This window comes from Mesorhizobium sp. M0152, from assembly GCF_040322415.1.
Taxonomy (GTDB): Bacteria; Pseudomonadota; Alphaproteobacteria; order Rhizobiales; family Rhizobiaceae; genus Mesorhizobium.
Genome location: NZ_JAMYTH010000015.1, coordinates 109,060 through 131,817, shown reverse-complemented (window position 1 = coordinate 131,817; position 22,758 = coordinate 109,060). Strand labels below are relative to the sequence as shown.

Sequence of the window (22,758 nt, the reverse complement as noted above, 5' to 3'; positions counted from 1 at the left end):
GTCGAGCGAAATTTCGAACAAGCCTCAGTATGTCTTACGCAAGACCCAGCTTCTTCTTGAGCTCGGCATTTTCCTTGCGCGGACTGTCAGCAAGCAAGTTCTTGAGGCGCTTATTGTCTTCTTCTAGCGCGACAAGACCACAGAAGTAGCCGCTGTCCGAGGAAGGCGCCACACGGTCGGGCTGGCCCGACCTGTATAGTGTTATCGTTGGTTCCCATGCCGACGCGGAACGTTAGGAGCAAGCGGAAGGTGCTCAAACTTGCAGGAAATGACTGGGTTCACCTGCTGCCGACTGGAGTAGTGCAACCAATTGAAAGGGCAGGCACAAAGCCATAGCTACAGCAAATTATGGCCTCGCCTTCATAGCTGTCGCTCCTCAGCAAAGTGTTTCGCATGCAATACCGTCGCTGTCGCGGTCTAGCTTCCTGCCCCAAGTGCAATTGTGTAGATACCATTGAGCCTCATCGCACGAGCCCATTTGAGAGCAGTACCGCCGCGGCTCGCACGAATAGCCGCTCTGGGCGACCAGCTTGCGGTTGATGATGCCGAGCGGCTGGCTCGACGGCGCCACGCCGTCAGCGTGTGCCGCGCGCCAGTCCCAAGGCGCCTGATACGACCCAACCCACATGCCGACCTTTGCCGTTTTGGCCTTCGCCTGCTGTTCCGCGTAGGCGCCGTGGCTGTAGCGTGGCCAATCGAGCGCCTGGCCGTGCTGGACCATCCATGCAGCCACGCTGGCCCCGTCGGCGCGCCGGCAGTCACCGACAATGCGGTGATAGCGATCCCAAGTGACGAACGTGCACTGCACCGGCCGCGAGGCGGTCAGGAACGCATCTAGCGCTTCGGCCGATCGCCGGCCGCAGGGATATTCGAAGCCCTTGGCGTTATCGCAGTATTGCTTGCTCTCCGGCGCGTCGATGCCGTTGAAGCGGATGCGCTGCCCGTGGATCTCGATCGTGTCACCGTCGATGACGGAGGCGGCGCCAACGATCGGTTCCGGCTTCGGCCCGATCAAGTTCGACAGATCGAGCTCGGGCAGGCTGTCGCTGTTCTGCATGGCCGTTTGAGCGGCCAGCGCGCCGGCCGCGGCGACGGTCACGAGGATCAGCCGCAGCGGCACGCTCGCCCATCGTCGGGCGCGCGCGCCCTTGGCGCAAGTGCGGTTGCGCCACTGGTCGGAACCGTTGTCATGCCGTGATCTGTCCAAGCCCTTCTCCCCGGGGGGAGAATGCGCCCAAACGCTGGTCGGAGTCCAGACAACGGTCCAAGGTGGAGTACCTTGAAGTAACTTTTGAAGAGCCGGTCCTGGCTAAGCGCGAGAACCTGCGCGAGGTCACTGCGCGGCCCGCTTCCTCGCTTGCTGGATAGACGAAACCCTGGAGCGGCCCGGTAGGCCTGTCCGTTTGGGATCAAGGCCACCGGGCCTAACCGGGCGGAGATAGCTAGGGGGGACTAGGGGCTACAGGGCGCCGGCTGGCAAAGAATATACGCCTTTGCTAATGTAATCGGAAGGCATTCTTAGGTAGCACCTTGGTACGCCCTCCTGAGTAGCATCTGAAGATCAGCCCGAGACATATCGGCATCTGACTGGCCGCGCCTTCGAGCTCGCTGGCAAATGTCATGACGGGTCATGTTCAGCCCCCCGCTATGGTAATGCTCGCCGTCTGCCTGAGGTGCAAGCCAGTGGGGTGCCTGCTTGGCTCCCGAAGCCCCTGCCAGCATCTTTTGGCACAGCCGGCATGCTCCCAAGCATGATGCTGTACGCCGGGAGGCGTGGCGTGTTCCGGGAGCGAGAACCTGATTTCGTCGCTCATGCAGTTTGATCGGCTCGATTAGCCCCGCGTGATCTTGGGCTGCTTGTTGAGGACGGCCGCGTTCACCTTGCGTCCAACGCGACAGACCTCCAGATGCCCGTCAATGTCGTGACGAGGATCGTCCTCCGGTCGCCGCCTGGCGCCTTCTGATCAAGCCAGGCGTCGTAATAGACCGGGTCGAGCATGAGCGGTTGCCCATCATGGATCTGGTTGACCGGCCCGCCGACGGCTGCGTGATGATCGTGCAGCTTGTGATATCGAGATTCGAAATGCAGGCCCACAGCCGGCGAACGAAATGGCGCGCGACCTGGCTGGAAGATGTGCCACGGATCCTTGCCGCCGTCGGCCGGAATCAGGCAGCGCTTCGACTTGAAGGGATCCCGGAACGCTGGCGTCATGTCGGCGCCTTCGATGCGGGCGTTGAACATCGCGGCCTTGGGTATCTCTTTCGCCCAAAATGGCACCAGACACCAGCGGCCCGAGCGGACTTTGTGATTCCCGTCGTCGTCAGCGGTCACGAATGGCACTTCATCGGTCGACGCATTTGTAGCGTGGCGCATCGTTGCGGCCGATATCTGCCGGCGCAGCCAGGCGGTAGAGCCGGTGGATTTCGGACCATGGCAGATATCGTGTGTAGCGCCTGCACATGCTCGACCGTCAATTCCGCAAGGCTTCCGGGACGCTGAGCCGGCCGAGATCCAGAATTCGCTCATAGGCAACCCTAGCGACGCCAGATACCGCGAGCGCGCCCGTTCTATCTGTCTCGCTTGGGATCGAACATGATACCGCCGAAATGGTCAAGGAAGGCTGCGGCGGCCGCAGGATCGGCGAAGCAGTGCAGCCGCCATTGTTCCTGCTTTTCATCTTCCCAAACCGCAATCACTACCCTGGTCCTACATGACGGGCCACGCTCGCCAACAAAGCGCCTGATCAGCGTGTAATTGCGGTCAGTGCAAAGGTCGCCGGGCAGCGCTACTTGGTGCGGCATGTCTCGATCAGGGCCGACGGTGTCGGAATGCCCCGGCTTCGTCTCACCATGCCTGCGGCATAAAGCTATCAGCCTGAAGGCGCATCGCCGCCAGTGCCAAGGCAATCGCCGTGTTGGCCGGCGGCTTTTCCATATGCAGATAGCCATCGGTACAGCACCACGCGGCCACACTCATATCATCGTCACCGTCTTCATGCTCCGGCTCAATTATGCGGGCGTCGCAAGGATCCTGGTCAATCTCGATCCTCCACCCCTGAAGCGATTTCTGGGTGATTTCGGCCACCTCAGCCAAATTGCCGGTGAGATATGGCAGACCCAATCTGGCTGCTTCTTGCGGCGTCCCGGGCTCATTGACCCAACCCATGACATAGCAGATGTCGATGTCGAGTTGCCGGTCAGGACCAGTGGCCGTTTCGAGCCGTTCAACAATCTCCCTGTAGCGCCGCTGTCTATCCGGCCAAGTCGCCAGATTAACCGTTTTCACCTTCGGCTCGACAGGACCGATCCCCAAAACCCTATGGGCTCGGGCGACCTTTTCCGCGGGCCATCCAGCACAGCATGCTTCGCACGCGGCCCGCTCGGCCTTGAACCAGACAGTGGCCGCCGCATTCTGATCCTCAGTTGGTTCCGCGTCTTTGGGAAAACCCTTCATATCCCAGAGTGCAACCGCGAGCATGCCGTTTGCGGCCTCCTCGTAGGAAATTCCGGACGCTTCAAAAACCGCCTCCGCAGCGGCTACCCCGCGTGCCAGTTCTTCGAACGTCGTTTTCTCGATCACCAGGCGAAGTGGCATTTTACGCCTCCTGTGGCTGTCATTGCCAGCAGTGAACAAAATGAGAACATCGGAGTCAAGGCCGTTTTTGAGGGCACAGGAATATGCCGCCCCAACCCGAAAGTGGCCGCAACATCCAATGATTGTGCACAAACCGACTGCATCGATTGCAATCCTGATCTTCTTGCGAGCAGATCTTGGCATGGCGGCGCATGAGCTGGACACGCTTGTTTTCGGGATGTCGGTCGAAAGCGTTCGTGCGCTTCCTGTTGGTTTCACCGAAAAAGTCGCAGAAATCGCAAACAGAAGCCACGGCGTCCTGCTTTTCGATTTGCGCATCGACGGCGACTTGGGAATGCAACGGATCGCCGCCATCCGATATCCGAGCAATCAGACAGGCATCCTGGCGCTGGACAAGCAGGGCTCGGTGATCAGCCATTGCATGGTCAATGGGACTTTCTCCACCTTTATCGCTCCTTTGGCGGACTGGAACACTCTGCCGTTGCCGATGCAGGCCAGGACGAGTATCGCCGGCCCGGCGAGCCTCTTCATCGGCGCTTTACGCAATGCCGGATACATGCCGCGCGGCAGGCCCTGACCCGAAGTTTAGTTCGGTGACTGTCGATCACATAGTGGAGCCAGTCGGCCAGGCGACCGACGCCGTTGCGGCTCTTCCATGCGGCGAGTTTCTTGGTGAAGCGCGACGGCGGTTTCGCGGCGCCGTCGCTGTACCGGATAACGCTCCCCAAAGGCGCGGATTCGTACACGATATGTGCGGACATACGGATTTCTCCATGTGGAAAACGAAAATGGGCCCGGCGGGAATGCCGGGCCCGGTGCGAGCGTGAGGCCGATTATTCGGCGGCCTGGAGGTGGTCCGCCTCGTCGCCGTCGAGGGTCGCCGGCTCTTCGGAGGACGAATCCGCATGATCAGCGAGGAAGGCCGGGAGCTCGGCGGTGTCGCCGTCGAGAGCTGCCTCGTCCGACATGTCGCCGGCGACCGTGCCAGCATCGGTAGTCACTTCATCAACATCAAGGCGCAGCGGCTCGGGCAGCCAGTTCGATCCTTCGAGAAGACGGGCGGCTTCACGGGCCATGATGTCCTTCTTCATGTGTTCGATCAGCTGCGCGGAGTCTGCGCCGCGAGCTTCACGGACAGCCTGTAGAATCCGCGCCTTGGTGAGCCTCCCGAGGAACTCGACCGTGGGCGTCCAGCCGGCGTCGACCATGTCGAACTGGAGCGAGCGGCCAAGCACTTCTGCATGCTCGAGCGCCTTCGGTCGCCTGTTCCAGGGTTCGACCACCGCATTGAGGGTCAGCGAGACGCAGTGCGCGAACAGCGCCTTGCGGCTTGCCTCGTCGAGGCCGAGAAGGAAGTCCCACAGGCCATCCGCTTCATCGGGCAAATCGAGATCCCAGGCTTCGTGCCGCTCGGCGATCTCCTTGGCCCAAGATGTTTCGGCAAGACCGTCGACCTGGCTGAAACTGCCGCTCTTCATGCTGATCTCCAGGCACGTGTTCGGGGCGAAGCGATAGAAGACCTGCAGGACGAAGGCATGGAGTGCGGCGACGATGGCGATGTCAACGTCACCGGCGAGCGCGTTGCGCAGTGCCAGCGTCCGCTGCGCGGTCAGGTCGAAGACGAGCCTATCGGGCAGTGGCTTGATGCCATCGTCCTCGCCGTCGTCACTAGCGCTGTCGTTCACCGGCTTGCCGTTGACGACAACACCGTCGCCAACGTCGTCGCCATTGGATCGGGTTCCGCCGTCAGCGCCCCCTTCCTCCCCTTCATCGATGCCGCCGGTTTCGGTCCGCGGCTCGTCCTCGGACCGCACGAAACCGCCCTCGACCTGGAGCTTGCCGTCCGCGGCAAGCGTAACGAACACCCCGGCAATGGCCTTATGGGCGGGATCGTAGCTTTGAGGACGATCATCGATCGCATCGAGCTCGGCACCCAGCTGGTCGAGCTTCGCCTCGATTGCTTCGTCGACATTCTCGGCCTGGGCATAGTCCGCATCCAGCTTGTCGTATTCGGCCTTCAGCGCGTCGTAGCGTTCGATCTCCTCCGCGCTCAGTTCCTGCGCCTCGGCGTAGATGCGCCGCATGCCGGAGGTGTGGCCATAGGGAAAGCTGATCGCCGCCTCGACCCACTTCCAGCCTTCGGCGCGCACCGCCTCGGCATCCATCTTCAGCCTGTCGAAGGCAAGCTGCTCAAGAAGTGCGGCATCCTGGAACCAGCCGCCGGAATCCTGCTCGAACAGGTCGCGAAGGATGACACCGCCGGCAGCCTCATAGGCCCCAGCGCCGACATAGACGGCCCGGCGATCGTCGGCCCGCACCGTGGTCTCCGTCAGCAGGCGCCTGATGTAATAGGGTTCCTGCATGTGCGATCTGCAAATCCGCTCCCATACCTGCTCCTGGCGCGTGTGATCGTCCGAGATCGAAAACGCCATGATTTGGTCGAGCCGGATTTCGTCCTTCTCGTAAAGGTCGAGCAGCATTGGCGAGACCGATGCCAGCCGCAGGCGTTGCCTTACAGTAGCAGGCGATACGAAGAAGCGGGCGCCGATCTCCTCCGGATCGAGGCCTTGATCGCTGAGGGCCTTGAAGGCCCGAAACTGGTCGATCGGGTGCAGGTCGGCGCGGCGCAGATTCTCGGCAAGCGAGTCCTCTTCGGCCGAGGTCTCCTGCCCGCGGTTGACGATGCAGGGGATCGGCTCGTTCTTCGCCAGGCGCTTTTGCTTGATGAGGACGCCTAGCGCCAGGTAACGCCGGCCGCCGGCGGGCACTTCGAACGTGCCGGTCTCCTCGCCCTCGCCGTCGAGCACGGGACGGACGTTCAGGCTCTGGATCAGATTCCGCCGACCAATGTCTTCGGCCAGTTGCTCGATCGACACCCCGTCCTTGATGCGCCTAACATTCTTCTGCGACAGCGTTAGCTTGTCATAGGCAATGTTCTCGGCGGCGTTCATCGCGATTTTCTGAATGGCGTTCTTTGCCATGGTCAGTTCTCCATGACGGGCGGCCGGGGCCTCTCCCCGAACCTCCAAGCCCGTCCGCAACCCTCCCCTCCCCCCTCTGCCTCCAAGCCTCACGCCGACCCGGCCCCGGCTCGCGGATCTTGACGGTCGACCGAGCCGCCCGAGGGGCCTCCAGCGTGTTGGCGTTACCGGGTTCTCCCACGAAAAAGCGCCGTCCTCTTTTCGGAGGACCGCGCTGGAATTGATGAGACGGTCCGGAGGCGAGGCCAGCGACGAGAGGTTTCGCTGCCGGCCTCCCCAGGATCAGGCGGCGAAATCGAGAAGCTTCTTGGCTTTGCCCTCCATTTCCAGACGAACATTCTGATGCGACTTGTCGCGCGCGACCCGCGTGATGCCCTGTACGAAGTCGAAAATCGATTCTGGCGGCCGGCCTTCCTCAAGCAGCACAGTATGGACGATCTTTGCGGCCTCGGGCTTGGAGAAGCCCCGCTTGCGCAGGAAGCCGTGGCGATCTTCGTCGTCTCTGGCAACGATCCGTTGCCGCGCCGTCTTGATGCCGTTGACGAACGGCATGGGCGAGGAATCGGCAAACTGGATCAGCGCCGGCTCGGCTTCCAGGGCGAAACGGGAGGCCGCGTATTTGGAATGCCGGATGGTGATTTCCTCGAAATCTTCGACGCCCCACAGATTTCGATTTTGACACACCGCGCGCAGATAGAAGCTGGCGATGCCGAGCGTGCGGGCTCCGACTTCGGAATTCCAGCAATAGAAGCCGCGGAAATAGATATCCGGTTCCCCATTCGGCAGCCGCCCCGCCTCGATCGGGTTCAGATCATCGACGAGGAACACGAAGATATCGCGATCAGACGCATAGAGCGTCGTCGTGTCGCTGGAGATGTCGACATTCGGATTGTACATTCCCGTTGACCAGTCGAGCACGCCGGGCACTTTCCAGCGCGTGTCGCCGGTACCGTTGCCGGCTATCTTCTGCACGGCGTCGACCAGTTCTGAGTCAAATATTCTGCCGTAATCAGTGCCTGTTACCGCTCGCAGCTCTAGGCGTCCGTTCTCGATTTCCAACGTCTTCACCTGCTCGGCGCGGTGGTTGAGGAGACCGTGCTGAAGGTTTATCGCCGCGAGCGGGGCTGGAAGCTGCCGCAGATAGGTGGCCGGTGCGCCGACTAGGCTGGCGAGTTGGCCAAAACTCCAATGCGTGGGGGCAACAGGGGCAGGCGCATCGGGCAGCATTAATCTCAGGCGCTCCGGATCTTCGCGGCTGGCCTCGACGCGGATCAGCTCACTTTCGACGATGCGGGTCTTGCTGCGTTCGGACCGCCGCTTCACCGAATTGTGAAGATCGGTGAGAGAAAGGTAGCGCTCGTCCGCCGGCCGATTGAACCACTCGGAAGAAACGCGACCGACACGTTGCCCACGGCTGACATCCACCTTGTAGCCGCGCCGTGGATTCACCGCGGGCGCGAGAACTTGCAATTGGGTCATGGAACCTTCTCCGCGACGGGTGCCGGAAGCCTCTCTTCCAGCCCTCGACCCGTCACGGCGGGCCGTCCACCCTCTCCCTCTGCCGTCCGGCAAATGGGCAAACGCCGCGGCCGCACCTCCGCAGGAATTCCAAGTCAGCGCATCGATTTGAACGCGTGCTTCAAAGCCGGACGCCGAAGCGATGGTCCTGCTGTTGGTGTAGCCGCATGCGGCAATCGCTACAAGGTCGTCACCGCAGCGGATCGGCCACGTCGACCAGTGTCACGCGAGTGCCGAAACAGAAATGCAGTAGGTTTGTTCTATCGGAAGCGGTCGTCACTATGAAACGACTGTTCGACGCGAATCGTATGATCGGCCAGGAGTTTTTCGTGACAGAAGAAACCGAGAGCAATGTGGACGACCTCATCGAACTCACGGCTGATGTAGTCTCAGCCTATATTTCAAACAATCCGGTGCCGGTCGGTGAACTGCCCGCCGTAATCGGACAGATCCATGCCGCCCTGAAGGGCACGACCGGCGGTGTGGTGTCGGAAAGACCTGAAGTTCTCAAGCCTGCCGTGCCGATCAAGAAGTCAGTGACGCCCGACCATCATCAGCCTGGAGCACGGGAAGAAGTTCAAGTCGCTGAAGCGGCATCTGTCGACCCACTATGGCCTGACTCCGGATGAGTATCGCGCCAAATGGGGCCCGCCGGCGGATTATCCCATGGTCGCGCCGAACTATGCCGCAGCGCGTTCTGCCCTTGCTAAAACCTTGGGCCTCGGCCGCAAGCCGAAGGAGCCCGAAAAGCCAACGCCCGCGAAACGTCCCCGCAAGAAGGCCGCAGCCTGATTGTAGCCTGCTGGGTCGGTTGGTCGCGTTCCCGCCTGGCAGCTTTGGGGCCGGAAGCGGAAGATCGGCTTCTGGCTCAGCAATTAAGATTGCAGACCTTCAACCTACTGGAGAAGGGTTGCGAATTGCCGTTATCACGATGCGCACGACTACGAGCTTGGGGGAATTCGACCGGGACGAGTGCGCTACAATAACCCACTCTGTACCAACTGGCCGACGTGGTTGGCGCCGGTTGAACGGAAAAGAAACCATTCAGCATCAGATTAACGCTTTTCGACGCGTCTTTTCGAAACGCCGGGACGAGCCGCTCGCGCCGACAACGATGCCCCCATTGGTGAACCATTTCAATGATGAAACTAACAATACGTCACCGCATACTCATCAGCTTCGCTGCCATACTGGTGGTGATGTGCGTGATAGGTATGATCGCGTACGTCTGGTTTCTTCAGACGCAGCAGGAGGCGACAGAGGTCGAAAAGGGCATCCTCCCGGATCTCTATCACAGCACCGAGATCATGATGGGTCAGATGACGGCCCATAGCCTGCTTCAAGAATATGCTCTTCAGGACAGCCCGACAGACAAACGCGCGCTTGAAGGCACGATCGCGACCAATCGCGCGGACGTGCAGCAATTGATGGACGATTATGAAAGAACCATCGTCTCTGATGTCGACAAGCAGAACTACGCCATCGTCAAAGACCTCGCCAATCAATTTCGTCAGGCGGAAACCGCTGTTTTGGATGCAAGCCGGGCAGCCATGTCGAAGGGTGAAATTCCGAATGAACGCCCAGCCATTAAGGACGCAGTCGAGCCGATCTTTGTGAAATTGCAGTCTGCTCTGCAAGCCATGGTCGCGGACCACAGAGGCGAAGCAAACAGTGCGACACAACGGATCAGTTCGATCGTTAATACGGCAGAACTGGCTTTGAGCGCTGGTTTGCTGGTAGCCCTCGGCTTAGCCTTGCTCTGCGGCTATTTCCTGTTCCGCGCCGTTACGAGGCCGCTCAACCGTCTGGTTGACGTCGTCCAGTTGATGCGGCAAGGCGACTTCAGCGGTCGACTCAATCTTGACCGCCGGGACGAGTTCAGCACGCTTGCCGACGGGATCAACGCAATGGCAGACGATCTCGCCACACTTATCGGCCAAGTTCAGAAATCCAGCATACAGGTCAACACTTCGATTACCGGGATCGCCGCCACCTCCAAGCAACAACAAGCGACTGCAACTGAAATCGCAGCGACCACCACTGAAATCCGTGCGACGGCAAAAGAGATCTCCGCCACCTCGAACGAGCTCGTCCGCACAATGAATGAGGTCTCGGCGGTCGCCGAACAGACGGCAGCGGTCGCCGGCGGCGGACAAGCAGGACTGACTCGCATGGAAGCGACCATGCAGCAGGTCATGGAAGCCGCCAGTGCGATCAATTCCAAACTGGCAATCCTGAGCGAGAAGGCCGGCGGCATCAATCAGGTGGTCACGACGATCACCAAGGTGGCCGACCAGACAAACCTCCTGTCCCTCAATGCGTCGATCGAGGCTGAGAAGGCGGGCCAATATGGTCGGGGTTTTGCAGTGGTGGCAACCGAGATCCGAAGGCTTGCCGATCAGACGGCCGTTTCCACTTACGACATTGAGCAGATGGTCAAGGATATCCAGTCGGCCGTCGCGGCTGGCGTTATGGGCATGGACAAATTTTCCGAACAAGTCCGTCGCGGCATGGAGGAGGTTCAGCAGGTTGGCGGGCAACTTTTCGAGATCATTCAGCAGGTGCAGGGCCTGGTGCCACGCTTCGAAGTTGCCAATGAGGGCATGCAAGCCCAGGCGACCGGCGCAGGGCAAATCAGCGATACCTTGACACAGCTAAGCGACGCCGCTCAGCAAACAGTCGAGTCGCTTCAACAATCAACGCTCGCGATTGATGAACTCAATCAAGTTTCGGGCGGGCTGCGAAACAGCATTGCTAGGTTCAAGCTGAGAGCTTAGCGAACTGCCGGCCGGAGGTGAAAATGCTATTCCTCGCCTTCAAGATGGGAAATGATCGCTATCTGCTTGATGTTAATCAAGTCGAGGAAGTCTTGCCCTACATCGCTGCCAAAGAACTGCCGGGTGCGCCAACTGGGGTGGCCGGCCTTATCAATTATCGCGGCGCGCCCATCCCGCTGATCGATATCACTCTCCTTGCGCTTGGCCGTCCGTCGGTTCCGGTGCTGAGCACGCGAACGGTTGTAACGCGCTATTCGGCGCAGGATGGTGGGCAGCGCCTGCTAGCTCTGGTCGCAGAGCGAGTAACGGACACGTTCGAGCGAGACCCTTCCGACTTCGCACCCTTTGGATTGGAACCCGCAACTCCGCCGTATCTGGGTCCGGTAGCCTCAGACGACGAAGGGCTCACACAGCGGGTCAACGTCGAGGCCCTGCTTTCAGAAGAGATCCGAGCCGCACTACTTTGCCAGATTGCGCGGGTTGAATGATGCCCGGTTTGGTGGAAAATCTTCTGAAGGTGACAATGGGGCTGGACAGCGCCAGCGTTGGCCCGACGGTCGTTCGTCAAGCGGTTCGCGAGCGGATGACTGCGTGCCGGATAGCCGAGCCTGAAGTCTATTGGGAGCTCTTGAACGGTTCACCGCAAGAACTCCAGGAACTGATCAATGCAGTCGTGGTCCCGGAGACCTGGTTCTTTCGCGACCGGGAAGCGTTCGCGGTCTTGTCCCGACATGCACGCGTGCACAAGCGCGCGAACCAGCCCATAAGAATCTTAAGCCTGCCATGTTCAACAGGCGAAGAGCCCTATTCGGTCGCCATGGCTATGTTCGATGCTGGGTTCGGCCCACAAGAGTTCAAAATAGATGCGGTGGACATCAGCACCCGCAATCTCGCGATAGCCGAGCGCGCGGTCTACGGGCGAAATTCTTTTCGCGGCAGTTCCCTCGAATTCAAAGATCGCTATTTCGAAGCGGTTGACGGAGGGCTCCAGCCTAACACTGCGGTGTTGAAACAGGTTCGATTCAGAGCCGGAAACCTGTTCGACTCTCAGGCGTCCTCCTTCGGGCCGATGGTCTATGACGTTCTCCTCTGCCGCAATTTGCTAATCTATTTTGACCGAGAGCGGCAGGATCGCGCGCTGGTCTGCCTCAAAGGGCTCCTCGCCAGCGATGGACTTCTGCTTGTCGGTCCGGCGGAGTCGGCTCTTCCCAGGCTGCATGGCTTCGCTTCCGTTGAGTGGCCAATGGCGTTTGCCTTCCTGAAGTCGAACCGGGTTCAGGCTGGGATGCGGGCCGTTCCACTTTCCAGCCCAACACGAACCCCTTCGGCGCCGAAGCCAAAGGCTCAGGTTGTTCCACCAGTGGGGAGAGAAGAGCAATTACAAACCACGGCCCAGTTGCTTGATCAGATCACTGAGGGCCTCAAAACGATCGAACGGATTGCCAATGCGGGGCGGGTTAAGGAGGCACAGGAAGTCGCTCGGGCGCATCTGAAGCAATTCGGTCCCTCAGCGGAACTTTTCTACCTGCTGGGTCTCGCTCAGGATGCAGAGGGGGCTGCTCCTGAAGCGGTCCAGAACTATCGGAAGGCGCTCTATCTCGCGCCAAACCACCAGCAGGCCCTTACCCATCTTGCTCTACTCCTTCGGAAGCAAGGTGACCTCAATGGCGCCGAGGCGCTGACAGGTCGGTTGGATCGAATCCAAAAAAGGAGCGGCACCTAATGTCAGCCTCGACAACGTTCGCGAGCCCGGTGGAGCAGATTGAAATAGATGACTGCTGGCGGCAGATCGGCATTCGGGGCGACAAATCTTGTCCCGAATTGGAGCAGCATCTCCATTGCCGCAATTGCCCCACTTACAGGAGGATTGCACGAGGGCTACTAGACCGTACCGTGTCGTCGGCTTACGGCGACGAATGGCTTAGACATACTGGCCGCGAGGTCGGTTCGGCAGCCGAAGCCGATGCATTTCGGACAGCGATTCTGTTTCGTTTGGGCGAGGAATGGCTGGCACTCCCAGTTACCATATTTCACGAAGTGGCTGAATCTCGCCCGATCCATTCGCTTCCACACCGCAGAAACAGCGCAGTGCTTGGCATCGCCAACGTCCGCGGCGAGTTGCTTATTTGCCTGTCACTGGCTGAATTGCTTGGCATCGACGAGGTCCAGAGCGGAGAACACGGCAGACAAGCCAAGAGTTTTCGCCGCCTGGTGGTGGTGGGCGAGCGCGACAAGCGGGTCGCTTTTATGGTTGATGAAATCTACGGGATACATCGCTTCAGCGAAAATGAAACTCTCGCTGTGCCGACCTCAGCCGGCAACGCGGTCTCGGCCGTCACCGTTGCGGTGCTTCCATGGCAGGGGCGAACAGTCGGGTGTCTCGACGGAGGTCAGTTGCTCGCGATGTTGGATCGGAGCATTGCATGACCGACGAGGACTTCAGCCAGGTTTCTATGCTGAACCTCTTCCGGGCCGAACTGGAGTCACAGTCGCAGGCTCTGGTTTCCGGTCTACTGACGCTCGAACGCGATCCCGTCGCTGCCGACGCATTGGAAGGCTGCATGCGAGCTGCGCATTCCCTGAAAGGAGCTGCACGTATCATCGAGTTGGCGCCAGCTGTCGAGGTTGCGCATGCAATGGAAGAATGTCTGGTTGCCGCGCAACGTGGGCATCTCAGGCTGCGTCGGGAGCATATCGATACGCTTTTGCACGGAATCGACGTCCTTAAGTTAGTAGCGTCGGACTCAACCTCGAGGGAGGGCAGCGCAAATTCTGACGTTGCCAGTTTCCTGGCGGCGTTCAAGAAAGTGCCGCTGGCTGAGGGCATTGCCCTGGACGTCAATCCTGCGGCTGATTTCACAGCACCGAATGACGGCCAGGAAGTGCTGGCAAGCAAGTCTTCAGCAGGCCCGCTCGTTCCGGCGGAACCGCAGACTGAGGGCAACGTCGGCTCTGACCGAATGGTTCGGGTTACGGCCGATAGCTTAAACCGATTGCTCGGGCTGGCCGGTGAGTCCCGGATGGAGTCTCGGCGCCTCAGGCCATTTACCAACCGGTTGCTCCGGCTGAAACGACTTCAGTCAGACCTAGCAGCAGCGTTCGATGATGTTCGCTCGATGCTGCCACCAAAAGACGAGAGATTGGCCCACGCGCTTGCTGAGGCGCAGCAAAAGCTTCGGCTGAGTCAGGTTTTCCTGGCTGAGCGTCTGGATGAATTGGATTCAGTAGACCGAAAGGCCACCGACCTTGCTAATCGACTATATGACGAAACATTGGCGAGCCGGATGCGCCCTTTTGAGGATGGTATACGGCACTATGCGAGAATGGCTCGTGACCTCGGCCGTGCGCTCGGCAAGAAAGTGCGATTGGAGATCGTCGGCGGCTCAACCGGCATCGACCGTGACATCCTTGACCAGCTTGATGCACCCCTGGGGCATCTCCTGCGCAACGCTGTCGACCACGGGCTAGAATCGCCCCAGGAACGTCTCGCGACCGGTAAAACCGAAGAAGGTCTTATACGCCTGGAAGCACGGCACAATGCCGGCCTGCTGCAGATCACCGTTGCGGACGACGGAAGGGGAATCGACCTACAGAAACTGCGCGAGACCATCCTCGTGCGGCAGCTTGCAACGAGGCAAACCGTTGCAACGCTGAGCGAGTCAGAACTACTTGCATTTCTGTTCCTGCCAGGTTTTTCGATGAAGGCAGATGTTACGGAGATTTCTGGCCGTGGCGTTGGACTTGATGCAGTGCAGGCAATGACGAAGGTGGTTCGGGGCATTGCTAGCGTCTCGTCGGAGTTCGGCGTCGGAACGCGATTTCAATTGCAGCTGCCGCTGGCCTTGTCAGTGCTCCGCACGCTGCTCGTCGACGTCGGCGGAGAGCCCTACGCGTTCCCGCTCGCCGCGATTTCCAGGACAATAAAGTTGAATCGCGCGAACATCGAACTCCTACAGGGGCATCCGCATTTCCGCTTCAACGGCCGACAGGTCGGACTGGTTACAGCACGTGAGGTGCTAAACCGTAGTGACACTCTGTTGGATAGCGACGATATGTCAGTCGTCGTGCTCAATGGAAATCAGGGCGAAGCATATGGCCTGGTTGTTGATCGTTTCCTCGGCGAACGTGAGTTGGTGATCCGTCCCCTCGATCCTCGTTTTGCCAAGATCAAGGATGTCAGCGCTGCGGCGCTGATGGAAGATGGATCGCCGGTACTGATCCTCGACGTCGACGATTTGATCCAATCCGTGGAGAAGCTTGCCTCAACCGGCGCGCAACGAAGTCTTCGGCGCACCGCAGCCAGCGCCGAAGCGCGGAGGCGCAAGCGCGTGCTTGTTATCGACGATTCGCTTACGGTCCGAGAGCTCGAGCGCAAGCTGCTTGGCAACTACGGCTACGATGTCGAAGTTGCCGTCGATGGTATGGATGGTTGGAACGCCGTTCGATCTGGTGGTCCCTTCGACCTTGTAGTCACTGACATCGACATGCCTCGCATGGACGGTATCGAACTGGTGGGTTTGATCCGGAAGGACACCCAACTCAAAAACACGCCGATCATGATCGTTTCCTATAAAGATCGGGAGGAAGATCGCACCCGCGGTCTTGATGCCGGTGCGGACTACTATTTGACCAAAGGTAGCTTTCATGATGAGGCGCTGATTCATGCCGTCGTGGACCTGATAGGCGAGGCGACCACATGAGACAGAAGGTGGAGACCTGTAGATGAGAATCGGCATCGTCAACGATATGCCGATGGCCGTTGAGGTTCTGCGCCGGCTGGTTGTTTCGAACACGGAACATCAGCTCGCCTGGATCGCGACCAACGGGCATGAGGCAGTTGAAGCCTGCGGACGAGACCTCCCGGATCTCGTGCTTATGGACCTAACAATGCCAGAGATGGATGGCGTGGAGGCAACACGCAGGATCATGGCAGAGACCCCGTGCATGATCCTACTGGTAACAGCCAGCATCGCAGCGAATGTGCCCGGTGTCTATGAAGCGATGGGCTACGGCGCGCTTGACGCGGTAGATATCCCGTCGATTGGCATCGACGGCAAAGTTTCATCGCAATCCGCTCGGCTTCTGGCGAGTAAGATAGCGACAATGGGCAAGCTGGTCGGTGACGCGCCGTCAAAGTCGAGCGGCCGCATGTCAGATGCGGCCAAATCGTCGCCTCGGCATCTGATTGCGATCGGTGCCTCCGCGGGCGGACCGGCTGCTGTTGCCACGGTCCTGAGCGCATTCCCCAGTGACTTCGTGGGCGCGATTGTGCTCGTCCAGCACCTCGATGCTCAGTTCGTTCCAGGCTTGGTCAATTGGCTGGGGCAGCATACCACTCTTCCGATCCGTGCAGCGCGCGAAAGAGATAGTCCTCAAGCAGGCACTGTTCTTATTGCCAGCACCACGGACCATCTGGTTTTCAAATCAGCCCAGCAACTCGGCTACACGTCCAGTCCAAAGGACAATGTCTACCGACCGTCGGTCGATGTGTTTTTCGAAAGCGCGGCGCAGTGGTGGTCAGGCTTGGTGATCGGTGTCTTGCTCACAGGAATGGGAAGCGATGGTGCCCGCGGACTGAGACATCTCCGCGAAAAGGGGCATCTCACGATTGCGCAGGACAAAGCAACCAGCGCCGTTTACGGAATGCCCAAAGCCGCCGCCGCAATCGGCGCGGCCAGCGACATTCTTCCTCTGGCCTCGATCGGCTCGCGTGTCATCGAGGCTTGCGATCATTCTACGTGGAAAGGCACTTTCCTATGACGCAGGAACCGGAACTGGTCCCGCCGCTCGCGGAGAATTATTCATCGATGGTTCTCCTGGTCGACGATCAAATCATGGTGTGCGAGGCCGTCAGACGCGCTCTCAGTAACGAGCCGGATATCGCCTTCCATTTTTGCACCGACCCATTGAAAGCGATGGCGGTTGCGGACGAGGTCAGGCCGACAGTTATCCTGCAGGATCTGGTCATGCCCGGCATGGATGGGCTGCACCTGGTACGGGCATATAGAAAAAATTCATCGACGCACGCTGTGCCGGTCATAGTGCTTTCAAGCAAGGAAGATCCAACCATTAAGGGCGAAGCTTTTGCGGCGGGAGCGAATGATTACTTGGTCAAACTGCCGGACCGAATTGAACTGATTGCACGTATTCGATACCACACCCGGGCCTTTCTTGATCACGTGCAGCGAGACGCAGCTTATCGGGCACTGCGGGAAAGCCAGCGGCAGCTGATCAGTGCAAATCTCGAGCTTGAGCGTCTGACACGGATCGATGGTCTAACCGGTCTCGGCAATAGGCGATATTTTGATGAATATCTGGCGGCTGAGTGGAAGCGCGCTTTCCGTACTAAGGGTCCTTTGTCGGTATTAATGATCGATGCTGACAACTTCAAAAGATACAATGATGCCTATGGCCACATGGCTGGCGACGAGGTGCTCAAACAGATTGCCCACGCAATCCAAACTGGCGCTGGCCGCTCCAACGACCTGGCTGCACGGTATGGGGGCGAGGAGTTTGTGATCGTGTTGGTTGACGCTTCAATGGAACATGCAAACGCAATCGCCTTCCGGCTCGTCCAAAGCGTGCGAGATCTGAACATCCCGCACGATTCCGGCAGAGTGACCGTCAGCGTTGGCGTCGCTACAACGGTACCCAATGAGAACGAGAGCCCGAATGATCTCGTCAAAGCCGCCGATCTGGCACTATTCCGTGCAAAGTCGGAGGGACGAGATCGCGTCGTGGTTGATGGTGTATGAGAAGGCCGCTGCCCTGGAGGTCTGCGCGATAGCAGTCCGTTTCGACCCAAGCCGCTTTGTGCTCGAATACCCGCCGAAAAAATCCAGGAGGAGCGCCCCTCATTTCAAACGATCCTTTCGCCCCTCTCCGGCAGCGTTTCCTTGTCCGATGCGCCGATCAGCTCACGGAGCTGAAGGCCATTGCACGTCAAGGCGATGCCCTCCCCACCCGGGATGCGCTGGTTAGTATCGCCCACTCGCTGGCGGGGGCGGCGGGTACGTTCGGGTTTGGGGAGATCAGCGCGCGCGCGTCCGCGCTGGAGACGCTGCTGGTCGAGAAGGGGGGTGAAGCGGCGCCCGAAGCCGCGCTCCATGCGCTAATTGCGGAGATCGAGCGGACGCTGCAATGATGCGTCCGGCCATGCTTATTTCTTGGTGGCGGACAGGCCGGTCCTGGTCATCTCGCCCCAGTTCTGGTCTGCCCGCAAGAATTGCCACCACCCCTTCACGCGCCAGAAATTGTTGAGTTGGCGATAGCCAAAATTTTCTATCACGGCGACCGCCGTCAGCACGGCCAGGTCGCGGGCGCGCGGGAAGCGCTGGAGCTCGGCCTCTTCGAGGACGAGGGAGCATACGCTGACACAGACGCCATAGGTGAAGATGAGCGAGGTGAAGGCCAAAAGATACTCCGCCGAAAGGATGCCAAGCAGCCAGAAGGCCGGGATGAGGATATAGCCCAGCACCTCCGCCACCGGCCCGAGCACGTCGACAATCAATATGTGGCCGAAGCCGAGCAAGCCGACGCGGCCATAGCGCGGATTGAAGAGCATAGCGCGGTAGCGGAAGAAGCATTCGAGCGAGCCGCGCTGCCAGCGCGTACGCTGCCTGGCAAGCACGCTCAGCGTTTCCGGCGCCTCGGTCCAGCATACCGGCTCGGGAATGAACTGGATGCTGTATTTGCGCTTTTTATCTCGCATGTGGCGGTGCAGCTTGATGACGAGGTCGAGGTCCTCGCCCATCGAGCCCTTGGTGAAGCCGCCCACCGCCACCACTTCGGCGCGGCGAAACATGCCGAAGGCGCCGGAGACCAGCATCAGCGTGTTGATGCGGCTCCAGGCAAGCCTGGCCATCAGAAAGGCGCGCAGATATTCGACCACCTGGAGGAGCGGCAGCAGGCGCCGCGGCAGACGGACCTCGCGCACTCTCCCCGCTTCGATTTTCGAGCCGTTGGCGATGCGGATCGTGCCGCCGACGGCGATGGTGCGCTCGGGGTCGTCAATGAAAGGCTGGGCGGCGCGCATCAGCGCATCGGGCTCGAGGATGGAGTCCCCGTCGATCACGCAGAACAGCGGCGCGCGACAGACATTGATGCCCGCATTCTGGGCGTCGGCCTTGCCGCCGTTCTCCTTGTCGACTACGAACAGCCGCTCGGTGATCGGCGAGGAATAGAGGCCCCGGATCGGCATGTGCGCGAGCGCCTCCTCATAGGGCCGGTGGAATTTCACCAGCTTGAAGGCCTCGATGAGGCGCAGCAAGGTCTCGTCCTTCGAGCCATCATTGATGACGATCACCTCGAAAATTGGATATTCGAGCGCGAGCATAGAGTGAACGCTCTCGACCACGTTCAACGCCTCGTTATAGGCGGGCACCAGGAGCGCGATCGGCGGCGCAACGTCGCTATAGCGGTGCCAGAGCAGCGCCGAACGCGCGACCGGCGGGCGCTTGGACAGCGCGTAGCCGGCGACGATGAGCTGCAGGAGATAGATCGTGGTTTGCGCCAGCCCCGCTCCGATGATGAACCAGGACAGGATGGTGGCGGCAAGCACAATCTCGTGGCTCCAGTCGGCGATCATACGGCTGGCCCCTCGGCGAGAATGAGCGAGGCGGTGCGCTGGCTGCGCGAGACCTCGCTGCCGGCGATCTGGCGCAGCAGCAGCTCTCCCGGCTGGCCGAAGGAGCGCAGCGCATTGGCGGCGGCATAGCGCACGTTCCACACCTCGTCGTCCATCAGCTTGGACAGCGGCGGGGCGAGTTCGGCGAGCCCCAGCCGGCCGGCGGCATCGGCGGCGGCGCTGCGCACCTCCCAGTCGCCTTTTGCCATCGCGCGCGCAAGAATCGTCGGCGCATCGGCGTGTCCGGTGAGGCCAAGCGCGCGCAGCGCCGCGGCGGCAACCTCGAGCGAGGCGTCACCGGCCAGGCGGGCAAAGAGATCGGCGAAGCGAAAGCCGCCGGCGCGAGCCAGCGCGTCGATCGCGGCCGCGCGGATGAAGGGCACGACGTCCGTGCGCGCGGCATGGTCCGCCAACTCGTCGAGGCGGGCCGGCGGAAAACGCCGGAACAATTCGATCAGGCGCCGTGAGCGCTGCCCTGCGACGCCGATCTTGCGCAGCGCAATGCCGAGCGGCGGCAGGCTGTTCAGATCGCAGAGCGCGATGGCGACGGCGATCCTGACCTCGCGCGAACGGTCGTGGTCGAGCGCTGAAAGCAGGCTTGCCACCGCACCGTCCGAGCGCAGCGCCGCCAGCATCTCGGCCGCATGAATGCGTTCGGCGCCGTGGCCTTTTTCCAGCTGCCCGCCGACAAGGGCCGGTAGTTCGCATTCGTTGAAAGCGGCAAGGACGTCGTCATGCTCCTCACCGCGCAAAAGCGAAATGAACTCGAAGCCAGCATTGATCGCCACGCCTGCCGGCACCGAAAGGATGGCCACCTTCAACGCCTCGCGCTCGCGGCTTTCGGTGAAGGCGATCAGCGCCGTCAGAAGCTGGCGCCGCTGGTCGGCCACAGCCTTGTTCCGGCGCTCCTGCAGCACGCGGCGCGCGATCAGGAACAGCATGACCACCAGCGAAAGAGCACTGAGCAGTATGGAGAGATGCCAGATGTACCTCATCGTCAAAACCGCGCGGTCAGGCCGAGACCGAATATATCTCGGTCGAATGTCGGCCGTTCTTCATGCGCGATGCTTGCGCGCAGCGTCAGCGGGTCGCTGACGTCCCAGGAAATACCGCCGAAGAGGGTGCGCGTCGGCACCAGCGTGCCGTCGGAGATTTCGGGGGCGTCCGCATAGCCGCCAAAGATGTTGAAGTGCGGTGTCACCGCAAGGTCGGCGCGAAGCACATAACCGTCCGCGCGCGTGCCGATATCGTCCTGCGCATGCACCCAGCGGGCAGAAAGCCCCAGGCGGCCATCGAGGATATAGGTCTGCATCCAGGGCGAGATGCTGGTGACATTTGTGTTGGCGAAATTGTCAAAGCGGGCGTCGATGTTGAGCAAAAGCGGGCCGAACGCCTTTGCCGGCGCCACGATCTGCCACGAAGCGCCGGCGCCGATCGAATAGCGCGCCAGGAAATCGGCGTCCGGCGTCGTCGCCGCCAGCGCATATCCGGAGAACGCCGGCGAGAAGGCTTGGTCGATGCGGCCTTCGACCTGCACGTCGGTGTGGCCAAAGCGGGTGGCCAGCCGGGCCCGGCCGGAAATCGTCGTGCGCGGCGACAGCCGATAGGCAAGGCCGGCCGAATTGTCGGTCCAGTCGCCGAGCCCGTCGGTGAGATCGCTGATCTCGCTGCCGACGTCGAGCCGCCATTTGCGCGGCGGCGACACGGCCAGCCTTTGCTGGATATCGGCCGAGCCTGACTCGATGGCGAGCGCCTGGCTGTAGGCTTGCCGCGCGTCGTCTTCGTCACCCTCGGCGCGGCGCACATCGCCGAGCCCGACTAGCGCCTCGGCATTGCGCGGATCGAGCGCAAGCACGCGCTGGAACGACTGCCCGGCCCGCGTGTAATCGGCCTTGAGCAAGGCAACTCTTGCATCGAGGTCAAGCGCCTCGACATTGTCCGGCGCCGAGGCCAGAACGCCGTCGACCAGAGCGCGGGCGCGCGGCGCGTCGCCCTGCCAGATCGCCAGGCGCGCCTTGCCCAACCGCGCGTCGAGAAGGCCGGGCTTGATTGCAAGCGCGCGGTCGAAGAAATGCTCCGCCTCGTCGAATCGCTGGCTGGAGCCGGCGACAAGGCCAAGGGCGACCAGGATGTCGGTGTTCGTCGGCGCCAGCCTCAGCGCCTGGCGATAGACCTTCTCCGCCTCGGGCAGCTTTCCCGCCGCCCGCAGACGCCTGCCCTGCTCCATCAGGCCGGCGACGGGATCGGGCTGCCGGCTGGCCGGTTTCTTTACCCGCGCCGGAGTCGCGGGAGCCCGTTTCGCCTCACTGGCGGCGGCCTGCTTCGCCTTGCGGATGTTCTCGACAAGCGCTGCGGCGTCGGCATTGCCTGGATCAGCCTGCGCAACCTTCTCGGTGAGCGGCAGCGCGGCATCCAGGTTGCCCGAGCGGAATTCGACCTCGGCCATGCCGAAGCTGGCGTCCCGATAGGTCGGGGCGAGCGAGAGCGCCCTGGAAAAGGCGTCGCGCGCCGCCGGCAGATTGTCCCGGCCGAGCTCGGCGAAACCGAGCTGAACCAGGGCGTCGGCATTGGCGGGCTTGAGCGTCAGGGCGCGCCGGAAAAGATCCGCCGCCTCGTCGAAATGCTGCGCTTGCCTGGCCTTGACGCCGGACGCGTAGAGCTCATCCCCCGTCTGCGCCAGCGCCGCGCCCTGAGGCACGGCGATCGCCAGGATCAGGCATGCGGCAAGGGCAGCACGCCGGCCGCGCCGCATCAGCGCTTCCCGCTTCTGCGCGCAAGCAGGCGCGCCAACCGGGCCAGAAGCTCCTCGGGGATGAATGGCTTCACCAGATAGTCGTCGGCTCCCTTTTCAAGGGCCGAAACGATGTCCTTCTCGGCTTTGCGGGCGGTCAGCATGATCACCGGGGTCTCGGACAGAGCCGGGTCGCCCTTGATGCGGGCCAGCACCTCAATGCCATCGGCCTTGGGCATCATCGCGTCGAGCACAATGATGTCGGGGCCGTCCTGCTCCGCCTTCGCCAGCGCCTCCGCCCCGTCCACCGCCTTGATGACCTCGTATCCCTTCGCCCTCAGCCTGAATTCCATCAGCTCGAGCAACAAGGGATCGTCATCGCAGATCAGAACTCTTGCCTTCGTTCTATCCACCAATCCTGCTCCGGTTCCGTCGCCCCCCGGAGTGATCAACCAATGAACCGACATCCGCCAAAGCGGTCCATGATAGACAAATTTCACGCGGCCTTCGCCGCCATCACCGCGCGATCA

At 60.9% G+C, this 22,758-nt stretch carries 19 protein-coding genes and 3 pseudogenes; 10 read left to right on the top strand and 12 right to left on the bottom strand.

What is annotated here, in order from left to right:
* Positions 1-34: 34 nt before the first annotated feature.
* The 5 genes and pseudogenes from NKJ26_RS17205 to NKJ26_RS17185 form a co-directional block, all read right to left on the bottom strand.
* Positions 35-136 (bottom strand): annotated as a pseudogene (locus NKJ26_RS17205) (transposase); the annotation flags it as partial.
* A 240-nt stretch (positions 137-376) separates the two neighbouring features.
* Positions 377-1,120 carry a thermonuclease family protein gene (locus NKJ26_RS17200; protein ID WP_352696268.1) on the bottom strand — a complete coding sequence of 248 codons (744 nt, stop codon included), beginning with the start codon at positions 1,118-1,120 and terminating at the stop codon, positions 377-379.
* Positions 1,121-1,876: 756 nt separating this feature from the next.
* Complete coding sequence (locus NKJ26_RS17195) at positions 1,877-2,332, bottom strand: SOS response-associated peptidase family protein (protein ID WP_352604951.1); 456 nt, start codon at positions 2,330-2,332, stop codon at positions 1,877-1,879.
* A 236-nt stretch (positions 2,333-2,568) separates the two neighbouring features.
* Entirely contained in the window at positions 2,569-2,802 is a 234-nt protein-coding gene (locus NKJ26_RS17190) for a hypothetical protein (protein WP_352695787.1), read from the bottom strand.
* Positions 2,803-2,845: 43 nt separating this feature from the next.
* Complete coding sequence (locus NKJ26_RS17185) at positions 2,846-3,595, bottom strand: hypothetical protein (protein ID WP_352604949.1); 750 nt, start codon at positions 3,593-3,595, stop codon at positions 2,846-2,848.
* A gap of 118 nt (positions 3,596-3,713) precedes the next feature.
* Between NKJ26_RS17185 and NKJ26_RS17180 the strand changes: the two genes are divergently transcribed.
* Complete coding sequence (locus tag NKJ26_RS17180) at positions 3,714-4,172, top strand: hypothetical protein (RefSeq protein ID WP_352604947.1); 459 nt, start codon at positions 3,714-3,716, stop codon at positions 4,170-4,172.
* Between the two features lie 49 nt (positions 4,173-4,221).
* Here NKJ26_RS17180 and NKJ26_RS33585 read toward each other — a convergent pair.
* The 3 genes and pseudogenes from NKJ26_RS33585 to NKJ26_RS17170 form a co-directional block, all read right to left on the bottom strand.
* Positions 4,222-4,356, bottom strand: a pseudogene (locus NKJ26_RS33585) (UCP036055 family protein); the annotation flags it as partial.
* Between the two features lie 72 nt (positions 4,357-4,428).
* Positions 4,429-6,576, bottom strand: coding sequence for a ParB/RepB/Spo0J family partition protein (locus NKJ26_RS17175; RefSeq protein WP_352696267.1), 2,148 nt, complete (start codon positions 6,574-6,576; stop codon positions 4,429-4,431).
* A gap of 282 nt (positions 6,577-6,858) precedes the next feature.
* Positions 6,859-8,055 carry a DUF932 domain-containing protein gene (locus tag NKJ26_RS17170; RefSeq protein WP_352604945.1) on the bottom strand — a complete coding sequence of 399 codons (1,197 nt, stop codon included), beginning with the start codon at positions 8,053-8,055 and terminating at the stop codon, positions 6,859-6,861.
* A gap of 368 nt (positions 8,056-8,423) precedes the next feature.
* Here NKJ26_RS17170 and NKJ26_RS17165 point away from each other — a divergent pair.
* The 9 genes and pseudogenes from NKJ26_RS17165 (at position 8,424) to NKJ26_RS17125 (ending at position 18,015) form a co-directional block, all read left to right on the top strand.
* Positions 8,424-8,886: pseudogene (locus NKJ26_RS17165) on the top strand (Ros/MucR family transcriptional regulator).
* A gap of 347 nt (positions 8,887-9,233) precedes the next feature.
* Entirely contained in the window at positions 9,234-10,871 is a 1,638-nt protein-coding gene (locus NKJ26_RS17160; RefSeq protein ID WP_352696266.1) for a methyl-accepting chemotaxis protein, read from the top strand.
* Between the two features lie 23 nt (positions 10,872-10,894).
* A complete protein-coding gene (locus tag NKJ26_RS17155; RefSeq protein ID WP_352604941.1) occupies positions 10,895-11,359 on the top strand; it encodes a chemotaxis protein CheW in 465 nt (154 codons plus the stop codon).
* Positions 11,356-12,594, top strand: coding sequence for a CheR family methyltransferase (locus NKJ26_RS17150; RefSeq protein ID WP_352604939.1), 1,239 nt, complete (start codon positions 11,356-11,358; stop codon positions 12,592-12,594). Before NKJ26_RS17155 ends, NKJ26_RS17150 begins: the two co-directional genes overlap by 4 nt.
* The gene (locus tag NKJ26_RS17145) at positions 12,594-13,298 is read left to right on the top strand and encodes a chemotaxis protein CheW (RefSeq protein WP_352604937.1); all 705 of its coding nucleotides are present in this window, start codon (positions 12,594-12,596) and stop codon (positions 13,296-13,298) included. The genes NKJ26_RS17150 and NKJ26_RS17145 overlap by 1 nt, the downstream gene beginning before the upstream one ends.
* Positions 13,295-15,571 carry a hybrid sensor histidine kinase/response regulator gene (locus tag NKJ26_RS17140; RefSeq protein ID WP_352696265.1) on the top strand — a complete coding sequence of 759 codons (2,277 nt, stop codon included), beginning with the start codon at positions 13,295-13,297 and terminating at the stop codon, positions 15,569-15,571. The genes NKJ26_RS17145 and NKJ26_RS17140 overlap by 4 nt, the downstream gene beginning before the upstream one ends.
* A 22-nt stretch (positions 15,572-15,593) precedes the next feature.
* Positions 15,594-16,631, top strand: a complete 1,038-nt coding sequence (locus NKJ26_RS17135; protein WP_352604933.1) for a chemotaxis response regulator protein-glutamate methylesterase — start codon at positions 15,594-15,596, stop codon at positions 16,629-16,631.
* Positions 16,628-17,626, top strand: coding sequence for a GGDEF domain-containing response regulator (locus NKJ26_RS17130; protein WP_352604931.1), 999 nt, complete (start codon positions 16,628-16,630; stop codon positions 17,624-17,626). Before NKJ26_RS17135 ends, NKJ26_RS17130 begins: the two co-directional genes overlap by 4 nt.
* 56 nt (positions 17,627-17,682) lie before the next feature.
* Entirely contained in the window at positions 17,683-18,015 is a 333-nt protein-coding gene (locus NKJ26_RS17125) for an Hpt domain-containing protein (RefSeq protein ID WP_352604929.1), read from the top strand.
* Between the two features lie 15 nt (positions 18,016-18,030).
* On the opposite strand, the gene NKJ26_RS17120 is transcribed toward NKJ26_RS17125, so the two are convergent.
* From NKJ26_RS17120 to NKJ26_RS17105, 4 genes are read right to left on the bottom strand one after another with little or no spacing between them, the layout of a single operon-like run.
* Positions 18,031-19,458 (bottom strand): glycosyltransferase family 2 protein, encoded by a 1,428-nt coding sequence (locus NKJ26_RS17120; RefSeq protein WP_352604927.1) that lies wholly within the window; start codon positions 19,456-19,458, stop codon positions 18,031-18,033.
* Positions 19,455-20,492: a HEAT repeat domain-containing protein gene (locus tag NKJ26_RS17115; protein WP_352604925.1), complete on the bottom strand. Its 1,038-nt coding sequence runs from the start codon at positions 20,490-20,492 to the stop codon at positions 19,455-19,457. Before NKJ26_RS17115 ends, NKJ26_RS17120 begins: the two co-directional genes overlap by 4 nt.
* Positions 20,493-20,494: 2 nt before the next feature.
* Positions 20,495-22,249, bottom strand: a complete 1,755-nt coding sequence (locus NKJ26_RS17110) for a YaiO family outer membrane beta-barrel protein (RefSeq protein ID WP_352696264.1) — start codon at positions 22,247-22,249, stop codon at positions 20,495-20,497.
* A complete protein-coding gene (locus NKJ26_RS17105) occupies positions 22,249-22,641 on the bottom strand; it encodes a response regulator transcription factor (protein ID WP_352604921.1) in 393 nt (130 codons plus the stop codon). The genes NKJ26_RS17110 and NKJ26_RS17105 overlap by 1 nt, the downstream gene beginning before the upstream one ends.
* Between the last annotated feature and the right edge of the window lie 117 nt (positions 22,642-22,758).